Here is a 20,180-nt window from a genome sequence, read left to right on the forward strand (position 1 = left end):
GGTTAGATTAATAAGAATTTAAAAACCTGACACTTGTGTCAAGTTTGTATTCTAATCAATCTATTCTTGACTGTACAGCTAACCTAACCACTTTTTATACCGCTTTATTACCAACCCACAACCAATTTGCCTTGCGTGTCATTATTTTCCATACGTTGATGGGCTTCGGCTAATTTTGCTGCTGAATATTCAGTATCAATGATGGGAGTAAGTAAGCCATTTGAAAAATCAGCCAAGTGAGCTTTAGCAAATTTTTCAATAAGTTGAGTTTTATAAATATCACTTCTATTACGTAATGTAGACCCTTTTATACTGGCTCGTTTGCCCAATAATAGCGCCATGTCTAAGCCATCAGTATACCGCCCTGCTAACATAGCCAAATATAAAATAGCCCCATCGGTGTTTAACAACTGTAAGTTTCGATTAAGATAATCACCGCCAATAAAATCAACCACCAAGTCACACCCTTGCCAGTGATTCTTAATTTCTTTTAAAAAATCTTGTTGTTTATAATTTATCAACAGATCTGCACCCAGTTTTTTACAAAGTGTCAGCTTGGACTCACTTGAAGCTGTGGTCGCAATGAAAGCCCGGTGTGACTTAGCGAGTTGGATGGCTGCTAATCCCACGCCACTGGCTCCGGCATGAATAAGAACATGTTGCTTAGATAGCAAGCTAGACTCTATAAATAGGGCTTGATATGCCGTTAAAAAGCATTCTGCTATACCTGCCGCTTGCGCTAACGAAATATTCTCAGGCACAACCATGACATGCTCGGTATTTATCAGTACGTATTCGGCATACCCGCCGCCAGCAACTAGGCCAAATACTTCGTGACCAAGCTTTAAATTATGGGTAGCATTTTGTTCATCATGAATCGCCACTATTTCACCGCTTACCTCTAAACCTAATATTTTACTTTCGTTTGGAGGCGCAGGATATTTACCCTGTCGCTGCAGCGTATCCGCTCTATTGATCCCAAAATATGCAACTTTGACAAGTACATGATTAGGCTTCAAATCAGGGGTATTTGTATTTGAAATAGTTAAAGAATCTGGACCGCCGCCTTCAACATACTCTATAAATTTCACTAACTTTGCTCTCCTTTTTAGGTTTTGCATCTAATAGCCCTGATGTACAATCACGGCAAATTTCAAATATAAGTTATCCTATGCCATCCAGTGTTATTTTACAGCCAGGTCGAGAAAAATCTTTATTACGTCGCCACCCTTGGATTTTTTCAAGAGCGATCGAAAAAACCATTGGAAGAACCAATCGTGGAGACACAGTCGATGTATTCTCTCATGATGGCGAATGGTTAGGACGCGGCGCTTGGTCTCCAGAATCACAAATACAAGTGCGTATATGGACCTTTGATCAAAATGAAACAATCGATAACGGTTTTTTTCAAAGACGAATAGCGACAGCTCAAAACAGTAGAGAAGAATTAATAGCTAGGCATGGTTTAACGGGTTATAGATTGATAGCCGCAGAGTCCGATGGACTGCCAGGTATCACTATAGATAGGTATGCAGACGTTTTAGTGTGTCAGCTTTTATCAGCGGGAGCTGAGAAACATAGAAGCAAAATAGTTTGGGCTTTAACAAAACAGTTTCCTGATTGTGCTATTTATGAAAGAAGTGATGTGGCGGTTCGAAAAAAAGAAGGCTTAGAATTAGTTACTCAAGTATTACATGGTGAAGTACCTGATGAAGTCATAATTGAAGAAAATGGTGTAAAAATACTCGTCAACGTAAAACAAGGGCATAAGACTGGGTTTTATTTAGATCAAAGAGATAACCGTGACATTGCTGCAAAATATGCGAAAGGCAGAAACGTACTAAACTGCTTTTGTTATACCGGGACGTTTGGTAGTTATGCCCTAAAAAATGATGCTAAATCAGTCACAAACCTTGATGTTTCTGACTTGGCATTAGAAACAGCTAAAAGAAATGTTGAGATTAATGGTCTAGATACCTCAAAGAGTGAATTTTTAAACTTAGATGTGTTTCAGGCATTACGAGATTTTAAGAAAGAACAAAAACATTTTGATGAAATTATTTTAGACCCTCCCAAATTTGTTGACTCTAAGGGCTCTCTCAACCGTGCCTGTCGAGGCTATAAAGATATCAATATGTTAGCCATGCAGATAATGCGTCCAGGGGGAATTCTATGTACTTTCAGCTGTTCTGGCTTGTTATCGTTTGACTTGTTTCAAAAGGTTGTGGCTGATGCAGCACTCGATGCAGGTAGAACTGTGCAAATAATAGAAAGGCTAGGCCAAGCTGCTGATCACCCCGTATCAACCAACTACCCTGAAGGTTTTTACTTAAAAGGGTTAGTTTGCAAAGTTTTATAAAGCTACGAACAGTGGCCACGGGCCACTGTTCTTAGCTATGAGTTATTTCATTTCTAGAATTTCAACACCTATCGTACAAGTGTTTTCTTCGCTAGATTCACACCACACTACTTTCGTATCTGCCGTTAATGAAGGGATTTGAGCGTTAGTAGACTCAATGTACACATTGATTAAGGTCCCCACCTCAACTGAACTTTCTTCTATTTCAAATGACATACCCGTAGCGCTAATATCCTTACAAACCGCTTGAATAGACCGTGAAGACTCCTCATCTACGATCTTCAGATCACAAGTTGAATTCACCATCATTCTAAAAAAGTTACGTTTATCATCGTATCCTAACATCCCATACCTCTTTCTGTTTAATCTGCTCCCCCTGTTTATAGGGTGCTTAGATTATAAAGTCAACGATTGTTAACAAAGGTTAGACTAAAGAGAGTCTAAATAGGTCAATATACGTTTCATTGATATGGGGGTAGACGTCCCCAACTGCTGAGCGAAAAAGGAAACATGTAACTCTTGTATCAACCACCTAACCTCTTTTAACTCCTTCGGTAGCGGTTGATTGGCAGGAAACTGATTACATTTACTCTTATATGCTGCTTCTGCCTTTTCAATGTTTAATTGGTGGAGCTTGTCTTTTGTTGGATCTATTGGTAGCTTTTCCAAGCGTTTGGTTATCGCTTTGATATATCGTTGCCAGTCATTAAGTTTATTGGCGCCAACATCCGCTACAAACCCTTTGTACACCAAACTATCTAATTGCGCTTTAATATGACCATGGGCATAGATTAAATTAAGGGGGACATTTCCTTTCATTTTTTTCTTTATACCATGGGCTATGGTTAATCCTACTTCTACTTTTTGAGCAATCTCCAAGACCTCTTCATTGATATCTTGCCTCACTCTTTCAGTCACTTTCTGAAAATGCGCTTTATCACGAATAGCAGTATTAAATTCATTGCTATAACTGTCAATCATATGATCGACTGCGGCATCGATACAGTCATCTATCAGAGCTCTAATCTGTCCAAATGGATTAAAATATAAACCGAGTTTAGCTTTGTTAGGAAGCTTGTCTTGTAAATATTTAACGGGAGAAGGGATAGATAATATTATGAGTTGACGCAACCCAATCTTATGTGACTCTTGAGCTATATTTGGCTGTTCGAAAAGTTTAACGGCTACTGTTTTACCTTCATTTACTAAAGCCGGGTAAGCTTTGATCTCATACCCTGAGTTTTTATTTATAAACTCTTCGGGAATAGTGTCAATACTCCACTCTACTAACCCGGACTGTTCTACTTCTGGTGTGGCAACTTGCTGTAGGTTTTCTTTAACTTTGGACTGCAACTGCTGTTGCAACTTGATTAAATCTCGACCCTGTGTAATCACAGTACCTTTATTATTTAGGACTTTAATATTAAAAACTAAATGAGGAGGTAACTTATCTAACTGCCAGTCTTCTATTTCTACCTCAACACCTGTCATACGTTTTAATTTTAAAGATAAACTAGGTAAAAAGGCTAACATCTCACCTTTTTTGTCGACTTGCTGCATATCTGCTAAACAAGCGTCTGCATAATTAGGCGCAGGGACGAAGTTTTTACGAATAGATTTAGGTAAGCCTTTAATAAGAGCAACAATAAGTTCGTGCCTTAATCCAGGTATAAGCCAATCTAAGCCTTGGGGAGTAACTTGGTTTAAAAGAGCCAAGGGCACCATTAAACTTACGCCGTCGTCTATATCCTTAGGATCAAAATGGTAATCCAAAGCCAATGTTAGATTGTTTTGCTTAAACGTTTCTGGAAAAGAGTGAGCATCAATATGACTGGTGGTTTTCTTTAATAAGCTCTTAGGATCAAAATTGAGTAATTCTGGCGTAATAGCCGATGCCTTTTTCCACCACTTTTTAAAGCTAGCTTCTGAGCATACATAATCAGGAAGTTTGTCGGCATAAAATAGAACAAGGGTTTCTTCATCAACCAATAGATCTCGTCTGCGGCTCTTATCTTCAAGATTTTCTACATTTTCAATAATACTTTGATTATGAGACAAAAAAGTAAAGTTCATTTTACTTTCCATGTTCACTAATGCCTCACGGATAAATATCTCTCGGCTACCCACAGGGTCTATTTGGCTAAAGTTTCTACGTCTTTGGTTTACAATCACCAATCCATATAAGGTTACTTTTTCAAACGCTTGTACAACCCCTTGTTTCTTTGACCAGTGGGGCTCTGAATACTCAGTTTTAGTTAAGTGTTGTGCTAATGGTTCTATCCAATCTGATTCAATTTTAGCTGCAACACGTCCAAATAAATGAGCAGTTTCAACTAGTTCAGCCACCATAGTCCACTTAGGCTGTGATTTAGCTAATCCAGAACCTGGGAAAATCATAAAACGGCTATTACGAGCACCTAAATATTCTCTGTCTTTATCTTTTGTACCTATGTGAGATAGTAAACCCGATATAATAGCTTGATGGATAGCCTGATAACTGGCTTCTTGTGAGCTAATACCAAACCCAAGTTCAGCACATGATTTTTTTAACTGACTGACAATATCCTGCCATTCACGCATTCGCATAAAATTAATAAAATGCTTCTTACACCAAGTACGCAATTGATTAGACGACAACGACTGTTGCTGTTCTTTAAAAATTTGCCACAATTGAAAGTACCCTAAAAAGTCTGATTCTTTATTGGTAAAATCTTCATGTTTTTGATCGGCTTGTTGTTTTTTATCTTGCGGACGCTCCCTTGGGTCTTGGATACTCAAGCCAGCTGCAATAACCTGTATTTCGTGTAAACAATTTAACTTATCTGCTTCTATCACCATTCTAGCGTACCTAGGATCAATCGGTAATTTAGCTAACTGTTTACCTCTAGTTGTAAGGCGCTGCCTCCCCTTTTCGCTATCAGTTGCCCCCAACTCTTCTAATAATTTAAATCCATCGTTAATACTCCGTGAATCCGGTGGTTGTACAAATGGAAAGGCATCAATTTTTCCAAAATTTAGGGCCATCATTTGTAAAATAACTGATGCTAAGTTGGTTCTCAGTATTTCAGGATCGGTAAACAAATCTCTGTTTAGATAATCTTCTTCAGAATACAAGCGTATGCATATACCGTTTGACACTCGACCACAACGCCCCGCTCTTTGATTGGCTGAAGCTTGTGAAATAGCTTCAATTGGTAAGCGCTGTACTTTGCTTCTTACGCTGTATCTTGAAACTCTGGCTGTGCCCGGGTCAATGACATACTTAATACCGGGCACGGTTAAAGATGTTTCGGCCACGTTGGTCGCTAATACAATTCTGCGGCCAGAGTGCGCTGCAAACACTTTGTTTTGTTCTGCATTACTTAATCTCGCATACAGAGGTAACACTTCAGTATGACGATATTGCCGCTTATTCAACGCATCAGCTGTATCTCGTATCTCTCGCTCACCACTCAAAAACACCAATATATCACCGGGCTTTTCTGTGATTAACTCATCTACAGCTTCTGTTATAGCTTGTATCTGATCATAATCACCTTGTTCTGTTTCTTTGTAGCGAATTTCAACAGGAAAGGTTCTACCGCTTACTTCAATAACAGGCGCATCATTGAAGTGTTTTGAAAAACGCTGCGGATCTATAGTGGCTGAGGTGATGATTAGCTTTAAATCAGGGCGACGAGGTAATAACTGTTTTAAATATCCTAAAATAAAATCAATGTTTAAGCTTCTTTCGTGAGCCTCATCTATGATAATAGTGTCGTATTGATTTAGAAACTTATCCTGTTGAATTTCGGCGAGTAAAATACCGTCAGTCATCAACTTAATGTAAGTATTGTCTGAGACTTGGTCAGAAAACCTGATTTTAAAGCCTACTTGATGGCCTAAAGGCGTTTTTAACTCATCGGCTATTCTATTGGCTACTGTTCTTGCGGCTAAACGCCTGGGTTGTGTGTGTCCAATTAAACCTCTAACGCCTCTACCTAGCTCTAAACAAATCTTAGGTATTTGGGTAGTTTTACCCGAGCCCGTCTCGCCAGCTATGATCACCACTTGGTTAGCATCAATGGCATCAGCTATTTCTTGTTTCTTGTCACTTACCGGTAAGTCTGGATATTCAATGTCAGGACACTGATTAAGCCTTGTCTCAAATAAAGATTTAGAGCTCTGAACATCCTTATTTAACTTGGCTAAGTATTCCTGTTGTTTGTCTGCAGATATTTTTGCAACCCGGTGCAGCCTAGACAACAGCCGAAACTTATCTTTTGATAGGCAAGACACAATGTCTTCAGATAATTGTTTAATACTTACTTGCTTAGTTTTAGCTTGTTCAGGGGACAAAAATGACGCTCTACTTTTAGTTACAGGAGATAGGTTCAACGAAAATAAGGGCAGATCCTAGAAGAAGAGCAATGCAAATTCCAGCAAAATAAACATTTAAGCTAGTTATGCCCTATTTATTGTTACGTATAAGTATGGTTCTTCCCAAAAAAGAAATAATTAAAAAGTGCCATTATTAACGATAATAATAGAGTACTAAGTGTAATAACTTACCAATTTAAGACGCAGTTTAAGTTTGTAATTATTACACTATAGAAGGCTGCCCTTCTCAAAGTAATAAAAAATAATCTAACATTATCATATAGTTATAATCTGGCATGTATATGGCTTTAGGTTAAGGAGTTAAGGAAATTGGAGATATCAACCGATCCAGTTTTATTAAACACCCAAACTTGCTATAGGACTTTTATGATAGATTATTTGCGTACCAAGACTAAAGAGTTAATCGACTCACCCAAGGTCTATCCAATATTAACTATTATGTCATTCCTAGAATCAATTATTGTGCCTATTCCGTTAGAAACAATACTGATCCCCTTGATGCAAGCCAGGCGTGAAAAAATCTGGCTATTAGCATGTGCGGCAACCTTAGGCTGTGTTGTGGGTGCTATGGTTGGGTATCTCGTAGGCTACTTTTTGTATGATACTTTTGCCGAGCAAATCGCAAGTTTGTTTTCAGACCCGCAACAGTTGCAACAAGTGACGTCAAAAATGCAAGAAAAAGGGTTTTGGTATGTGTTGTCAATTGGCTTAGTCCCGATTCCATTTCAAATAGCCATGTTAGCGGCGGGTGCGGCTAAGTTTTCGTTTTATATGTTTATCTTGGCTACATTAATTGCTCGCTCAGTGCGTTATTTTGGATTAGCAATATTAGTGATGATAGCGGGAAATCAAGCAGAGGCCATGTTCAAAAAGTATAAATTGCCCACTACTATTGTGATAACAGTCTTAGTGATTGTTATATGGTTTGTGCTCTAGAATCAATGTTTCAATTCATTGCACTGCTCACTCTGTTCATTGCTTCACCACTGGCATTAATTGCCTTAAAAGTTTCGACTTTGTTAAATCCACTCAAAGTTTGCCGTTAACCTTTTGTGGCAATTGAATTCAAGTTTGTATAAACATTAGAATCACAACATAATATGCAAAATAAACAATCCAAGGCACTTAGCGGTCCTCAATGAACAACCAAAAAAAAGCTTCTATCTACTGGCACGACTATGAAACATGGGGTGCAAACCCTCAAAAAGATCTGCCTTGCCAATTTGCAGGTATAAGAACCGATTTGGACCTTAATATCATTAATGAGCCTTTAATGATTTATAGCCAAATTCCAAACGATTGTTTACCGCAACCTGAAGCGTGTCTAATAACCGGAATTACCCCACAAAAATCAATTCTGAAAGGGACAACAGAAAAACAGTTCATTGATAAAATCCATGACGAATTTTCAAAACCTAGTACGTGTGTAGCTGGATATAATAATATCCGTTTTGACGATGAAATCACGCGCTACACTTTATATAGGAACTTTTACGATCCTTATGCTCATGAGTGGAAAGATGGCAACAGCCGTTGGGATATCATTGACCTAGTGAGAGCGTGTTATGCATTAAGGCCAGAAGGTATAGAATGGCCTTTAAACGACAAAGGCTTGCCGAGTTTTAGATTAGAAGATTTAACTAAAGCTAACGGTATAGAGCATCAAGATGCCCATGATGCCATGTCGGATGTTTACGCCACCATTGCAATGGCTAAGCTAATTAAACAGCACCACCCAAAACTGTTTGATTATGTATTTGAGCTAAAAAATAAAAACAAAGTACTAGAGTTGATGAATTTCAATCAACTCACTCCACTTGTTCATATATCCTCTAAAATCTCATCAGAATATGGCTGCTGCACCTGGATTGTTCCAGTTGGCGTTCATCCTCACAATAAAAATGCCATTATTGTCTTAAATCTTGCGCTGGACCCAAGTCCACTTTTTGAACTCTCAGCCAACGAAATTAAAGAACGACTTTACACGCCGACCGCTTTACTTGCAGAAGGAGAACAGCGTCTACCTGTTAAATTAGTTCATATAAATAAATGTCCTATTTTAGCGCCTGCTAAAACCTTAACCACAGAAAACGCAGAGCGACTAAAAATCGATAGACAACAGTGTCTACAGAACTTACAAATCATTAAAGATAATGTTTCATTAGTAGATAAGTTAACAGAGGTGTATGACAGTAAGTATAGTGCTAGCGATGTTGACCCTGAACATGCTCTTTATTCTGGAGGTTTCTTCAGTAAAAATGATAAAGATCTGATGCAGCAAATTGTAACAGCGGATGCTCAAGGACTAACAGCGACAGACTTTCCTTTTGAAGACGAACGTTTACACACACTATTGTTTAGATATAAAGCTCGTAACTTCCCAGAAACCTTAACTGATACAGAGTTACAAAAGTGGCAGCGGTATAGAGAGTATAAATTTTTTGATAATGAGTCTAAAGCCAATATAAAAATGCCGGAATACATGATGGAACTGGAAGAGTTATACCAAAAACATGCAAATCAACCAGACAAGCTAACTATCATTAAGGCGTTACATGATTACGCTGTTAAGTTATAAAAAGGTTGCGAATTGTAGTCTATTTTTCTAATGTACGGATTTGGTTAGTCGATACAAATTAAGTTAATAATAATTAAAATCTATACATATTCTATTTATGTAAATAGATAAAGGCGAATAAATGTTGGGTGTAACCTTAAAAGTTGATGAAAATGATCTGTATTTATATATAGAAATATCGCCACAACTTGTCGAAAATAAATTAGATGTTAACTATATCTATTCCTTGATAAAAAAAAGTGAATTTAGTCAATTATTTATTTACGAAGAAAATGTTATCGACATTATTACCACCTACAAAACCTCCCTAAAAAAAGATGATCAGTCCGTTATTAGTGCTCGCATCGGGGAAAGAAAAAACTGTAAAATTCGATGCACTATATTAGAAGACCAACTATCTGCACATTTAGAAATAACAATTGGCTACGGTGGAAAACTGCCAACTACACAATCTTTGATTAACCTTCTTAAAAAAAATAATGTAAAAAGAGGCATTAGTACCAAACGAATTGCAGAATTAGTTCAAAAATGTAGTACGGCAAATTCCGGCGAAATTATTGATAACATAGTTGCCATTGGTCTACCTCCTAGAGCGGGAAAACCTTCAAAACTGATGCCTTTAGTTCCAAATGCGCTCGAGAGAATTTTAATGCCGCAGAGCGTAAACGAAAGTCGTGTAGATATGCGTAACTTAGGAGCTATTATTTCAGTAAAAATAGGGGCCGAATTGCTACGACGTATGCCTCCTGGATCAGGACGAAATGGATATTCAGTGTGCGGTGATGTCATTGAAGCAAAAGCTGGAGAGTGGCAAAATTTTAGGCCTGGGGATGGAACGGTTATTAGTGATCACGATGAGAATTTACTTGTAGCCGATATTTCAGGTATGCCTAAATTCAAAGACCAAAGAATGTGGGTCGATGATATTTTTACCTGTAAAGGTGTCAATGTGGGTACCGGTAATGTGGATTATGATGGGTCAGTGTTGGTAAATGGTGATGTAACTGAAAAAATGGAGATTACCGCAACCGGAGATATCACCATCAATGGATTTGTTGAATCTGCAACAATAAAGGCTGGCGGAGATATCATTATCACCGAAGGCGCTATGGGTAAAGTTAATGATAACGCCACAGAATATAGTACAAAGCTCATATCTAAAGGTAATGTTCATGTTCAACATGGGCAAGGTTTAGACATTTCATGTAATGGTAATGTAACGATTGGTAGGCAATTAGCTCATAGTAAAGTACTTTGTAAGGGCAAGGTTACTGTTGGAGCGATTGCTAAACCTAACGGAAATATTTTTTCTTGTATTATCAACTGTAACGATGGTGTTTCTGCGGGGACATTTGGCGCAGTATCTGGTAGTAATTTAAGCATTGATTTTAGCGAAGGTTTTATTAGGTTAATAGAACGCAAAGAAACCTTAGACGAACTTGTAAAACAGCTAAGGCAAAATAGTGGACGTCATATGGAGAGGATTAAGCTTATAAATTCCAAATCAATTCCTAAAGATATGCAACAAAGGGTTGATGAAGCTAATCAATTATTTCAAAGTGAAATACAGTTATTACAATGGTTAGAAATTAAAGCTGCAGAAGTATTAAAAGCAAAAAATGATTATCAATCTAACATTCAAATTATAGCTAATAAGCGTATTTATCCTGGGGTAATATTAAAACTTAACACTAAGAGCTGGCGACCAGAAAGTGAGCTGGAGGCGACCAAAATATCTTATCTTGGTCATCAATGGAAAGTAGAACCAATTACTTAACTTTCTATAACCCATGCAGCAACTGGTGATTTTTAACTTTATTGCTTTTGAGAAATTGCCAAAAAGTACTTTCCTAACCACAAATATGGCTCTTCACTACTGTATTTTAATTCCATAGCTCTAAGCTGCTCGTACATTGAAACCTGTTTATCTAAATCTCTCAAATAGTCATGAAAACATCTAATCCCAGCTAGCTGAATAATATCCAATGGCAAGGTTTGTAAATATGATAAAATATACTTAGGCTTTTGTGGATTATTAGGGCTTAACCGCACCACGTTCTTTTTTGTCATTCCTCGCTCAACATAATCAATATTTCCATAGAGTACATTCCCAAAAAGTTGCGCATCATAATTAAAGAAGGACAACGACAGATAACCATTATTTTTGGCAAGAGCAACGAGTTTATTGATGACTGGAAGTGGTTCCTTTAGCCACTCTAACACTGCATGACAAATCACTAAATCATATTGAGTTGATTCAGGCAGTGATAAAATATCGGTATGTGATAGAGTCAAATTAGCATGGTCACCTAAGTTTTCACTCGCTAGTTCTAAGGCTTCAGAAGATATATCTGTCAAAGTAACGTTATGGCCTAACCTTAGTAAAGCTTCAGTCATTTTACCGGTCCCCCCTCCTGCGTCTAAAATATTTAGTGGGGTGTTATTCAGACCTATATTTTTTTGTAAATAATGAAGTAATAATTCATGGCGTAACTGACCTTTAGTCGAACCATAAATATTCTTATTAAATTTGTTTGCTAAAGTATCAAAGCTTTGATCACTCGAATTATTTTCCATTTAAACCTTCTCTAAACTCAAGCGGGATTATGGACATCTATAAAAATAGATTCGATGCCCAAATAATTTTGTATATGCTCACCTAACGCTTTAGCACCGTACCTTTCTGTGGCATGGTGACCACAAGCATAAAAATGTATATTCATTTCCCTAGCTATATGGATAGTTTGCTCTGAGACTTCGCCGGTTATAAATGCATCTATCTTTTGATTTGCTGCTTGTTCAATATAGCCTTGCCCTCCCCCGGTACACCAAGCTATTGTGTTGATTTCATTTTTATCTGCAGGTTCATGTAATGGCATTTTATTGAGGCTTAAGTGAATTTTTTGATTCAACTGTTCAGGGGTAATGGGATGTGGGAAACGACCTTTCATTACTACACTTTGAGAATTCCCCTCTTCAAGTGGTACTAGATCAATAATGCCCAAGCGTTTAGCTAACTGAGCGTTATTACCAAGCTCTGGGTGTATGTCTAATGGCAAATGGTAGGCATACAAGTTGATATCATGTTCTAAAAGGGTACTGATCCTTTTCTTTTTCATACCGGTTAAACAGGGCGACTCACCTTTCCAAAAGTAACCATGATGTACAATAATCGCATCAGCCCCAACATCCACAGCTTGATCAATTAGCGCTTGTGATGCAGTGACACCCGTAACTATTTTAGTAATGCTTGTTTTACCTTCAACCTGAAGCCCATTGGGGCAAAAGTCATTTATTTTTTCAGGTGTAAGTACTGAATCTAGAAAGTTTAACAGTTGAAAATTAGTAATATCCATTGAGTTTCCTAGGTGAAATAATGAGCTAGATGCTTGAAATAGCAGCAAAATTAGACATTATAATTAAAACACGGTATAAAAGCCGACCATATTTTTTATTTCACTATAATTATTTAGAAGGCAAAGACCTGATTATGAGTAAATTGGACAAAGACCTAGTCATCGCTGCATTTACGCAAGCCTACACAACCGCTAATGGAAAAGCTCCTGAAATCGAAGCAAAAGGTGGTTGGTATAGTGTAGATGGTGGTAAAAATATAAGACTCGCTGCGTTAAACGATATGATTTCTGAATTAGGCACATCGAACAAAGAAGGCCCTACGGCACCGAAAACACCTACCAAGAAAAAAGCAGCATCGAAAGCCAAAAGCTCTGGATTTTCAGTTAAATCTTTTTACGCAACAAAAATCCAAACAGAAAATGAAGGTGTTAAACTTCCTCGATGATTTTCTATTTTTTTAAAGCCTCTATTATTGTATTGCTAGGGGCTTTAAAAAATTTCCCCTGCTTGCTATTTATAACCACAAATTACTAAGCTATTAAATTAAAAGCTAACAGCCATAGCTCTGATAGTTTACCCTAGCTTCAATCCTAATATTTTAGTCATTCCATGAAGTTAATTAATAAATCCAATAAATTAGAAAATGTCTGTTACGAAATCAGAGGCCCAATTTTAACCGAAGCGAAAAAAATGGAAGATGAAGGGCACCGAATATTAAAACTAAATATTGGTAATCCTGCTCCATTTGGTTTTGAAGCCCCAGACGACATATTAAAAGATGTAATCCACAATTTACCTAGCGCTCAAGGGTACTCAGATTCTAATGGCATTTATTCAGCCCGTGTCGCTGTGATGCAGTACTACCAACAAAAAAATATTAAGCAAGTAAAGGTTAATGATATTTTTTTGGGGAACGGTGTTAGTGAATTAATAGTCATGGCGATGCAAGGGTTATTGAATAATGATGACCAAGTATTACTACCAGCACCTGACTACCCACTATGGACCGCTGCGGTTAGTTTATCGTCTGGTGAGCCAGTGCATTATCGTTGTGATGAAAATAATGGGTGGCAACCGGACATTGAAGATATACGCAATAAAATTTCAGATAAAACAAAAGCGATTGTTTTAATCAATCCAAATAACCCCACTGGTGCGGTTTATTCTGTAGAAATTCTGAAGCAAATCATTGAGTTAGCCCGTGAATTTTCACTTGCTGTAATTAGTGATGAAATTTATGACAAAATTCTTTATGACGATGCAAAACATCACTGTATCGCATCTCTTGCTGAGGACGTATTTTTTATCACGCTAGGCGGTTTATCTAAAAACTATCGGATCGCGGGCTTTAGAGTGGGATGGTTAGTCGTAAGTGGTAATAAATCTATTGCTAATGGATATATTGAAGGGCTAAACATTTTATCTTCAATGCGTATGTGTGCAAATGTACCAAGCCAACATGCAATTCAAACTGCATTAGGAGGTTATCAAAGTATTAATGAGTTGATTAGTCATGATGGCCGGTTAAAAGTACAAAGAGACATGGCCACTAAAATGCTAAATGCCGTTGATGGCTTAGAATGTATCTTGCCCAAAGGGGCCATGTATTGTTTCGTAAAAGTAGAGGCAGATAAATTCAATATCACTGATGATGAACAAATGATATACGATTTATTAAAAGCCGAAAAAATACTCCTTGTTCACGGTTCGGCTTTTAACCTAAATGAAGGCTGTTATTTTAGGTTGGTATTTTTACCCCATGTAGACATACTTAAACCTGCATTAGAAGCGATAGCAAATTTCTTTAAAAGTTATAGACAGATTAATTAAACAATGAAGCAATTCACTCCAAATAAAAGCCACTTTTTTGCCCACTTATCACGGATGAAATTGATAAACAGATGGCCATTAATGCGAAACGTAAGAACCGAAAATGTTCAAGAGCATAGCTTACAAGTGGCTATGGTAGCCCATGCATTAGCACTGATCCGTAACAAATATTTTGAGGGTAGCCTAGATCCAAATCAAGTAGCTACTATTGCTCTATTTCATGATGTATCAGAGGTGATAACTGGCGACTTACCTACCCCAGTAAAGTATTCAAACCCAATTATTCGGGATGAATATAAAAAAATTGAAAAATTAGCTGAGAAAAAACTCATAAACATGGCCCCCGATGAATTCAGAGAAGACTACGCTCAGTTAATTGACCATCATAACCATAATGATGATGTGGCATTTTTAGTGAAAGCTGCCGATGTTATTTGTGCCTATTTAAAAACCCTAGAAGAGCTTTCTGCAGGTAATAGAGAATTTGAGTTAGCTAAAAAAAGGCTTGATAAAATGCTTACCGCATACCACTCACCAGAAGTTGATTACTTCATGAAAGCTTACATACCCAGCTTTAGTTTAAGTTTAGATGAGATCACTCAAGAAGATTGATTGCTTACAAAGCTAGTCCTTTAATCGTTGGTTCGGGGTGTGGGTTTTAAATGCTCCCAATGTTAAGTATTCTCTAAACAACTTATTTTAACAGTATTCTGAAGGTAATAAACTCAATGGATATATGGACAACTCGAAGACACGGCCAAAAAATTCACCGTGATGGTGATCACCGTACCCCTTTTCAACGTGACAAAGCCCGTATTTTACATTCAGCAGCATTTAGAAGGTTACAAGCAAAAACTCAAGTATTAGGCGCAGGTATGAGTGATTTCTATCGTACACGTTTAACCCACTCTCTAGAGGCATCACAAATAGGTCAAGGGATAGCCGCACAACTATTTAGTAAATACCCTGAGTTAACCTCACGCCTAGAATTAAACGATACCCTAATTGAAGCATTGTGTTTAGCCCATGATATTGGCCACCCTCCTTATGGACATGGAGGTGAAGTTGCTCTGCACTATATGATGCGTAACCATGGTGGTTTTGAGGGCAATGGTCAAACATTTAGAATTGTCACTAAATTAGAACCTTATACCGCATTACACGGTATGAATTTAAGCAGGCGTACTCTATTAGGATTAGTGAAATACCCTAATTACCTAGACAATTTAACCAACCAACCAGAGATGCATGGCGCAAACTCACACCGTGAAGTTAAAGCGAGTGAATGGCACCCACCTAAGGGCTTATACCAGTGTGATAGTTCATGGTTTGAATGGTTGATAGCAGTCTTCTCTGAAGCTGACCAAACGCGTTTCATTGAATATAAAAGTAACAAAAGTAAGCACCATAAGACTCAATTCAAATCATTTGATTGTTCAATCATGGAACTAGCCGATGATATAGCGTACGGCATACATGATTTAGAAGATGCCATAGTAATGGGTATTGTTAATCAACGGCAGTTTCACGAAGAAGTCGTTATTCCACTACTAGATATGCAAGATTGCTGGTTGTGTGACAATATTGAAGCTTTAAGCGATAACCTATTTAGTCAGCAACATCACCTACGGAAAAATGCAATTGGCGCTTTGGTAAACTGTTTTGTTACCCATATAGAAATTACAGAGATATGTCCAGAGTTTGAACATGACCTGTTAAAATACAACGCAGTGTTCCCCGCTGTTTACCAACAAGCCCTAGCACTCTTTAAGGGCTACGTTTTCAAACGAGTGATACAAAAGCCAGAGATCCAATTAATTGAATATAAAGGCCAGCAAATCGTGATGGAACTGTTTCAAGCCTTTGCGTCTGATCCTACACGGTTATTACCAGACAACACCCGCCAACGTTGGTTAACGGAAAGTGAAAACAACAATGGTCATAGAGTTATTGCTGATTATATATCAGGCATGACAGATGGGTTTGCAGCCAAACTCTATAGCAGTTTGTTTTTGCCTGCTTCTAGCGGTGTTAATGACAAAATTGGCTAATAAACCCTATTAAATACACTGTGATAAAAACGTGATGTAATTTTTTTCAAGTTTCACTGTCTTATTATGTAACTCCACTGTTTTTTATTAGGTGAAACTTTTAATGTTAATTCGTACTCCAAAACTAAGTGAGCTTAAAGAAAATCAGTTAACAGCCCAAAGTGTTTATAGCAATAGGCGGAATATCCTTAAGGGCTTAGGATACTTGGGTGCTGGCGCCTTACTAACCGGTAATAAAGCAAATGCTTTTAACTTATTTGGTACTGCAGATAAGAGCCCTTTTAAAACTCGGGATTTGTCCTTTTCTCAGCTCACCTCTGAAATTGATAAGCAAATATTAACTCCAGACCAAAAAGTCATTAGCCATAATAACTTTTATGAATTTGGTACAGGTAAATCAGACCCAGTAGAAGCGTCCCAGAACTTTAAAGTTGACCCTTGGACTTTAAAAATTGACGGCTTAGTAGAAGAGCCAATAACCTTAGGGTACGAGGATCTATATAAAGCGTTTGATTTAGAAGAGCGTATTTATCGGCTTCGCTGCGTAGAAGCTTGGTCAATGGTAGTGCCTTGGATAGGCTTTCCTCTGCAAAAACTATTACAAAAAGCTAGACCCTTAAGCTCAGCAAAATATGTAGCCTTTGAAACCTTATATGATCCTAAGCAAATGCCTGGTCAAAAAAGTAGATTTTCCGGGGGCGGGATAGACTACCCCTATGTTGAAGGCCTCAGGTTAGATGAAGCCTCTCATCCGTTAACCTTAATGTCGGTTGGTTTGTATGGAAAAACTTTACCACCACAAAATGGTGCGCCTATTCGTTTAGTCGTACCTTGGAAATATGGCTTTAAAAGTATCAAGTCAGTGGTGTCTATTCGTCTAACCGACAAAATGCCCCCTACAACATGGAACAGACTGGCGCCTTCAGAATATGGCTTCTATGCTAATGTTAACCCTCAAGTTGACCACCCAAGATGGAGTCAAGGTAGCGAAAGGTTAATTACCACTGGGAATTTATTCAATCGTAATAGAGTTGCCACAAAAATGTTTAACGGTTATGAAGAAGTCGCGCCACTATATAAAGACATGGATTTAACTAGGTATATCTAATTGTTTCGATTAAACAAAAATCACATCTTATTGTTAAAAGTGTTTTTACATTGTGCCGCATTTTTACCTCTAGCCCGTTTATATTACTGTGCTTTTGCAGATAAATTAGGAGCTGATCCTGTACAAGTAATCCTGCATTTTACCGGAATTGGTGCATTCAATTTGTTGCTGTTGTCTTTGCTTGTATCCCCTGTGGCTAAGAATCTAAGACAAGGACAATTAATAAATATACGCAGGCCATTAGGACTTTATGCCTTTACCTATGCCCTATTCCACTTTTTGAGTTATATCGCTTTCGATTTACAATTTGAGTGGCAATTACTGATATCAGAGATTTTTAAGCGCCCTTATATATATGTAGGGTTTATAAGTTTATTAATATTGACTGTATTAGCGCTCACATCCACTAAATCTATTCAGCGTAAACTGGGAAGCACATGGCAAAAAATCCATAACTGGGTCTATCTAGCACTGCTCACAGTTAGTTTGCATTATTTTTGGTCGGTTAAATCGGGTCTAATACAGCCAATTATGTATATCTGCTTCGCATTACTACTAACCTTTGTAAGGTATAAAAAATTAACTAAAAACCTTAAACGCCAAAATCAACGCATATAGATTATAAAAAAAACACTTGCATGTTTTTTTATACAGTAATACTGTATATCCAACCACTGTATATATAATCACTAAAATGAGTTTATTATGGCTAGTTTACATGCATTTACACCAATAAAAAAAGTTATCTCTAGGTTACCTGTACCTTCTGATGAGTCACAGATGTTGAATGAAGTGGATTTTACATCTTCATTCAAATGGACATATCTAATTGCAGACAACATGCAATTTAGTGAAAAACGTCCTTACAGCATTAGGTTGCAGAAGCCAGATAACAATACTTTAATTAGTTGGATTGAAAAAATTGTATTAGGTAAAGAGTGCGCCAACCTCTTTATAGAAGAGCTTAACCTAGATGAAGTTACCTACAAACGTATCAAGCAGCTTTGTATAGATAACCAAGTAACTTTAGTTAATTTGTATCAGCAGCACAGCAGCCAACATAATGTTATTAAAGGGCCTTGGTAGAATCTTTATAAAAGGTTGAATACTATTGACCGAGCAATAAGTGTTAGCCTAGGCTAGTTGCTTTGTTAATAATGAGATGTATATATTCGTGCCACTAGATAATAAAAGCTGTTTATGTTTCAGTGAGTTACCTTTTGAAAAATGTTGCCAACCAATTTTAAAGGGGGAGCAAAAAGCAGCTAATGCAAAAATATTAATGAGATCTCGCTTTACTGCTTACGTGTTAAAAGACTACTCCTATATATTTAACACATACGCAGAAGCACAACGGCTGCAATTATCAGTTAAAGTACTATCGCAAAGTGCACAAAGCACCGATTGGTTATCTCTTCAAATTATTAACCATAGAGCCGAGTTAACATCAGCTCAAGTAGAATTTAAAGCATATTACAAGGTCGATAGCTGTTTTTATGTGATGCATGAATTATCTGAGTTTATTTTAGAAAATAATAGCTGGCGCTATACCACAGGTAAGATGCTCGAAAGCTCTGGTGAAATAAAACCAGAACGTAACAGCCAATGTTTATGTGGTAGCGGCAAAAAGTTTAAAAAGTGTTGTGGTAAATAATCAGTACAAAATCAAAAAAGGCTCAATAACAATTGGGCCAATGTCTATTCTAGTATTTTAAATATCTGGCTTTATGTATCTTTTTCAATGGCGAATAAGTCGTAAAAGTTCTGTGTAGTCACTCTAGCCAACTCATCAACACTTATCCCTTTAAGGTTTGCAATAAACTCTCCGACCTCTCTTACAAAGCCTGGCTGATTGGGCTTTCCTCGATAAGGTACAGGCGCTAACCAAGGCGAGTCAGTTTCAATAAGCAGTTTATCCAAAGGAATTTTTTTAACGACATCCTGTAACTCTTTCGCTGTTTTGAAGGTGACAATTCCCGATATGGAAATATACATTCCTAATTCAATAGCAGCTTGGGCCATTTCCCAGTCCTCAGTGAAACAATGTAGTACACCTTTCGTTTCGGGTAACTTATGTTTTTTAAGTAACTCAATGGTATCTTGCCGTGCGTCTCTAGTATGTATTATTAATGGCTTCTCCAACTCATTAGCCACCTTGATATGGTCAATAAATGAAGACAATTGAACTTCTTTGGTTTCGGCACTATAAAAATAGTCTAAACCAGTCTCTCCTATGGCAACCACATTAGTATTGTCAGCCATTGCAAGTAAATCAAGGTAACTACAGGCATCTTCTTGATACAAGGGGTGTACTCCACAGGATATAGAAACATCATCAAAGCTGGCCACTGTATCTGCCATAGCTGGAAAGTCTTTCACTGATACAGCAACACATAGAAAGTGCTCTACCCCACGATTACGGGCAAACTGCAGGGTTTCTGATAATTGTTCGTGGTTTTTATCTAATCTATCTAGATGACAATGGGAGTCTACAAACACAAGGTTTACCTATAAAAA

The 20,180-nt window shown here is 37.4% G+C and carries 18 protein-coding genes; 12 read left to right on the forward strand and 6 right to left on the reverse strand.

Annotation, left to right across the window (positions count from 1 at the left end):
* Positions 1 to 107: 107 nt before the first annotated feature.
* The gene (locus tag EOK74_RS18440; RefSeq protein ID WP_205964722.1) at positions 108 to 1,091 is read right to left on the reverse strand and encodes an NAD(P)H-quinone oxidoreductase; all 984 of its coding nucleotides are present in this window, start codon (positions 1,089 to 1,091) and stop codon (positions 108 to 110) included.
* An 80-nt stretch (positions 1,092 to 1,171) separates the two neighbouring features.
* Between EOK74_RS18440 and EOK74_RS18445 the strand changes: the two genes are divergently transcribed.
* The gene (locus EOK74_RS18445; protein WP_133471588.1) at positions 1,172 to 2,359 is read left to right on the forward strand and encodes a class I SAM-dependent rRNA methyltransferase; all 1,188 of its coding nucleotides are present in this window, start codon (positions 1,172 to 1,174) and stop codon (positions 2,357 to 2,359) included.
* A 42-nt stretch (positions 2,360 to 2,401) separates the two neighbouring features.
* On the opposite strand, the gene EOK74_RS18450 is transcribed toward EOK74_RS18445, so the two are convergent.
* Positions 2,402 to 2,704, reverse strand: coding sequence for a PilZ domain-containing protein (locus EOK74_RS18450; RefSeq protein ID WP_133471589.1), 303 nt, complete (start codon positions 2,702 to 2,704; stop codon positions 2,402 to 2,404).
* 84 nt (positions 2,705 to 2,788) lie between these two features.
* Positions 2,789 to 6,697 (reverse strand): ATP-dependent RNA helicase HrpA, encoded by a 3,909-nt coding sequence (gene hrpA / locus EOK74_RS18455; protein ID WP_133471590.1) that lies wholly within the window; start codon positions 6,695 to 6,697, stop codon positions 2,789 to 2,791.
* A 408-nt stretch (positions 6,698 to 7,105) separates the two neighbouring features.
* Here hrpA and EOK74_RS18460 point away from each other — a divergent pair, with 408 nt between their 5' ends.
* The 3 genes from EOK74_RS18460 (at position 7,106) to EOK74_RS18470 (ending at position 11,094) form a co-directional block, all read left to right on the forward strand.
* Positions 7,106 to 7,675 (forward strand): YqaA family protein, encoded by a 570-nt coding sequence (locus EOK74_RS18460; RefSeq protein ID WP_133471591.1) that lies wholly within the window; start codon positions 7,106 to 7,108, stop codon positions 7,673 to 7,675.
* Between the two features lie 202 nt (positions 7,676 to 7,877).
* Positions 7,878 to 9,317 carry an exodeoxyribonuclease I gene (sbcB, locus tag EOK74_RS18465; protein WP_133471592.1) on the forward strand — a complete coding sequence of 480 codons (1,440 nt, stop codon included), beginning with the start codon at positions 7,878 to 7,880 and terminating at the stop codon, positions 9,315 to 9,317.
* 121 nt (positions 9,318 to 9,438) lie between these two features.
* Positions 9,439 to 11,094, forward strand: a complete 1,656-nt coding sequence (locus EOK74_RS18470) for a DUF342 domain-containing protein (RefSeq protein WP_133471593.1) — start codon at positions 9,439 to 9,441, stop codon at positions 11,092 to 11,094.
* A gap of 38 nt (positions 11,095 to 11,132) precedes the next feature.
* On the opposite strand, the gene EOK74_RS18475 is transcribed toward EOK74_RS18470, so the two are convergent.
* Both EOK74_RS18475 and EOK74_RS18480 read right to left on the reverse strand, forming a co-directional pair.
* A complete protein-coding gene (locus tag EOK74_RS18475) occupies positions 11,133 to 11,894 on the reverse strand; it encodes a methyltransferase (protein WP_133471594.1) in 762 nt (253 codons plus the stop codon).
* A gap of 17 nt (positions 11,895 to 11,911) precedes the next feature.
* Complete coding sequence (locus EOK74_RS18480; RefSeq protein WP_133471595.1) at positions 11,912 to 12,673, reverse strand: Nif3-like dinuclear metal center hexameric protein; 762 nt, start codon at positions 12,671 to 12,673, stop codon at positions 11,912 to 11,914.
* A gap of 134 nt (positions 12,674 to 12,807) precedes the next feature.
* Between EOK74_RS18480 and EOK74_RS18485 the strand changes: the two genes are divergently transcribed.
* From EOK74_RS18485 to EOK74_RS18520, 8 genes are all read left to right on the forward strand, one after another.
* Positions 12,808 to 13,119 (forward strand): hypothetical protein, encoded by a 312-nt coding sequence (locus EOK74_RS18485; protein WP_133471643.1) that lies wholly within the window; start codon positions 12,808 to 12,810, stop codon positions 13,117 to 13,119.
* A gap of 164 nt (positions 13,120 to 13,283) precedes the next feature.
* Positions 13,284 to 14,504 (forward strand): pyridoxal phosphate-dependent aminotransferase, encoded by a 1,221-nt coding sequence (locus EOK74_RS18490; protein WP_133471596.1) that lies wholly within the window; start codon positions 13,284 to 13,286, stop codon positions 14,502 to 14,504.
* A 3-nt stretch (positions 14,505 to 14,507) separates the two neighbouring features.
* A complete protein-coding gene (gene yfbR / locus EOK74_RS18495; RefSeq protein WP_133471597.1) occupies positions 14,508 to 15,116 on the forward strand; it encodes a 5'-deoxynucleotidase in 609 nt (202 codons plus the stop codon).
* A gap of 116 nt (positions 15,117 to 15,232) precedes the next feature.
* Positions 15,233 to 16,555 (forward strand): anti-phage deoxyguanosine triphosphatase, encoded by a 1,323-nt coding sequence (locus EOK74_RS18500; protein WP_133471598.1) that lies wholly within the window; start codon positions 15,233 to 15,235, stop codon positions 16,553 to 16,555.
* A gap of 103 nt (positions 16,556 to 16,658) precedes the next feature.
* On the forward strand, positions 16,659 to 17,663 hold the full coding sequence (gene msrP, locus EOK74_RS18505; RefSeq protein WP_133471599.1) for a protein-methionine-sulfoxide reductase catalytic subunit MsrP: 1,005 nt from the start codon (positions 16,659 to 16,661) through the stop codon (positions 17,661 to 17,663).
* Positions 17,664 to 18,281 carry a protein-methionine-sulfoxide reductase heme-binding subunit MsrQ gene (msrQ, locus tag EOK74_RS18510; RefSeq protein ID WP_133471600.1) on the forward strand — a complete coding sequence of 206 codons (618 nt, stop codon included), beginning with the start codon at positions 17,664 to 17,666 and terminating at the stop codon, positions 18,279 to 18,281.
* Positions 18,282 to 18,368: 87 nt separating this feature from the next.
* Positions 18,369 to 18,749, forward strand: coding sequence for a hypothetical protein (locus tag EOK74_RS18515; protein ID WP_133471601.1), 381 nt, complete (start codon positions 18,369 to 18,371; stop codon positions 18,747 to 18,749).
* Between the two features lie 88 nt (positions 18,750 to 18,837).
* Positions 18,838 to 19,317, forward strand: coding sequence for a YchJ family protein (locus tag EOK74_RS18520; RefSeq protein WP_239024166.1), 480 nt, complete (start codon positions 18,838 to 18,840; stop codon positions 19,315 to 19,317).
* Between the two features lie 71 nt (positions 19,318 to 19,388).
* Here the strand turns inward: EOK74_RS18520 and EOK74_RS18525 are convergent, their stop codons facing one another.
* A complete protein-coding gene (locus EOK74_RS18525; protein ID WP_133471603.1) occupies positions 19,389 to 20,162 on the reverse strand; it encodes a TatD family hydrolase in 774 nt (257 codons plus the stop codon).
* Positions 20,163 to 20,180 lie beyond the last annotated feature (18 nt).

The organism is Paraglaciecola marina (assembly GCF_004360155.1).
Classification (GTDB): domain Bacteria; phylum Pseudomonadota; class Gammaproteobacteria; order Enterobacterales; family Alteromonadaceae; genus Paraglaciecola; species Paraglaciecola marina.

Bases quoted from the DNA above. Each gene is read 5' to 3' on its own strand.
- EOK74_RS18445 (WP_133471588.1), top strand. From the start codon at position 1,172: ATGCCATCCAGTGTTATTTTACAGCCAGGTCGAGAAAAATCTTTATTA.
- sbcB (WP_133471592.1), top strand. From the start codon at position 7,878: ATGAACAACCAAAAAAAAGCTTCTATCTACTGGCACGACTATGAAACA.
- EOK74_RS18480 (WP_133471595.1), bottom strand. From the start codon at position 12,673: ATGGATATTACTAATTTTCAACTGTTAAACTTTCTAGATTCAGTACTT.
- EOK74_RS18450 (WP_133471589.1), bottom strand. From the start codon at position 2,704: ATGTTAGGATACGATGATAAACGTAACTTTTTTAGAATGATGGTGAAT.
- EOK74_RS18515 (WP_133471601.1), top strand. From the start codon at position 18,369: ATGGCTAGTTTACATGCATTTACACCAATAAAAAAAGTTATCTCTAGG.
- EOK74_RS18475 (WP_133471594.1), bottom strand. From the start codon at position 11,894: ATGGAAAATAATTCGAGTGATCAAAGCTTTGATACTTTAGCAAACAAA.
- msrP (WP_133471599.1), top strand. From the start codon at position 16,659: ATGTTAATTCGTACTCCAAAACTAAGTGAGCTTAAAGAAAATCAGTTA.
- EOK74_RS18500 (WP_133471598.1), top strand. From the start codon at position 15,233: ATGGATATATGGACAACTCGAAGACACGGCCAAAAAATTCACCGTGAT.
- EOK74_RS18490 (WP_133471596.1), top strand. From the start codon at position 13,284: ATGAAGTTAATTAATAAATCCAATAAATTAGAAAATGTCTGTTACGAA.
- EOK74_RS18485 (WP_133471643.1), top strand. From the start codon at position 12,808: ATGAGTAAATTGGACAAAGACCTAGTCATCGCTGCATTTACGCAAGCC.
- EOK74_RS18460 (WP_133471591.1), top strand. From the start codon at position 7,106: ATGATAGATTATTTGCGTACCAAGACTAAAGAGTTAATCGACTCACCC.
- yfbR (WP_133471597.1), top strand. From the start codon at position 14,508: ATGAAGCAATTCACTCCAAATAAAAGCCACTTTTTTGCCCACTTATCA.
- EOK74_RS18470 (WP_133471593.1), top strand. From the start codon at position 9,439: ATGTTGGGTGTAACCTTAAAAGTTGATGAAAATGATCTGTATTTATAT.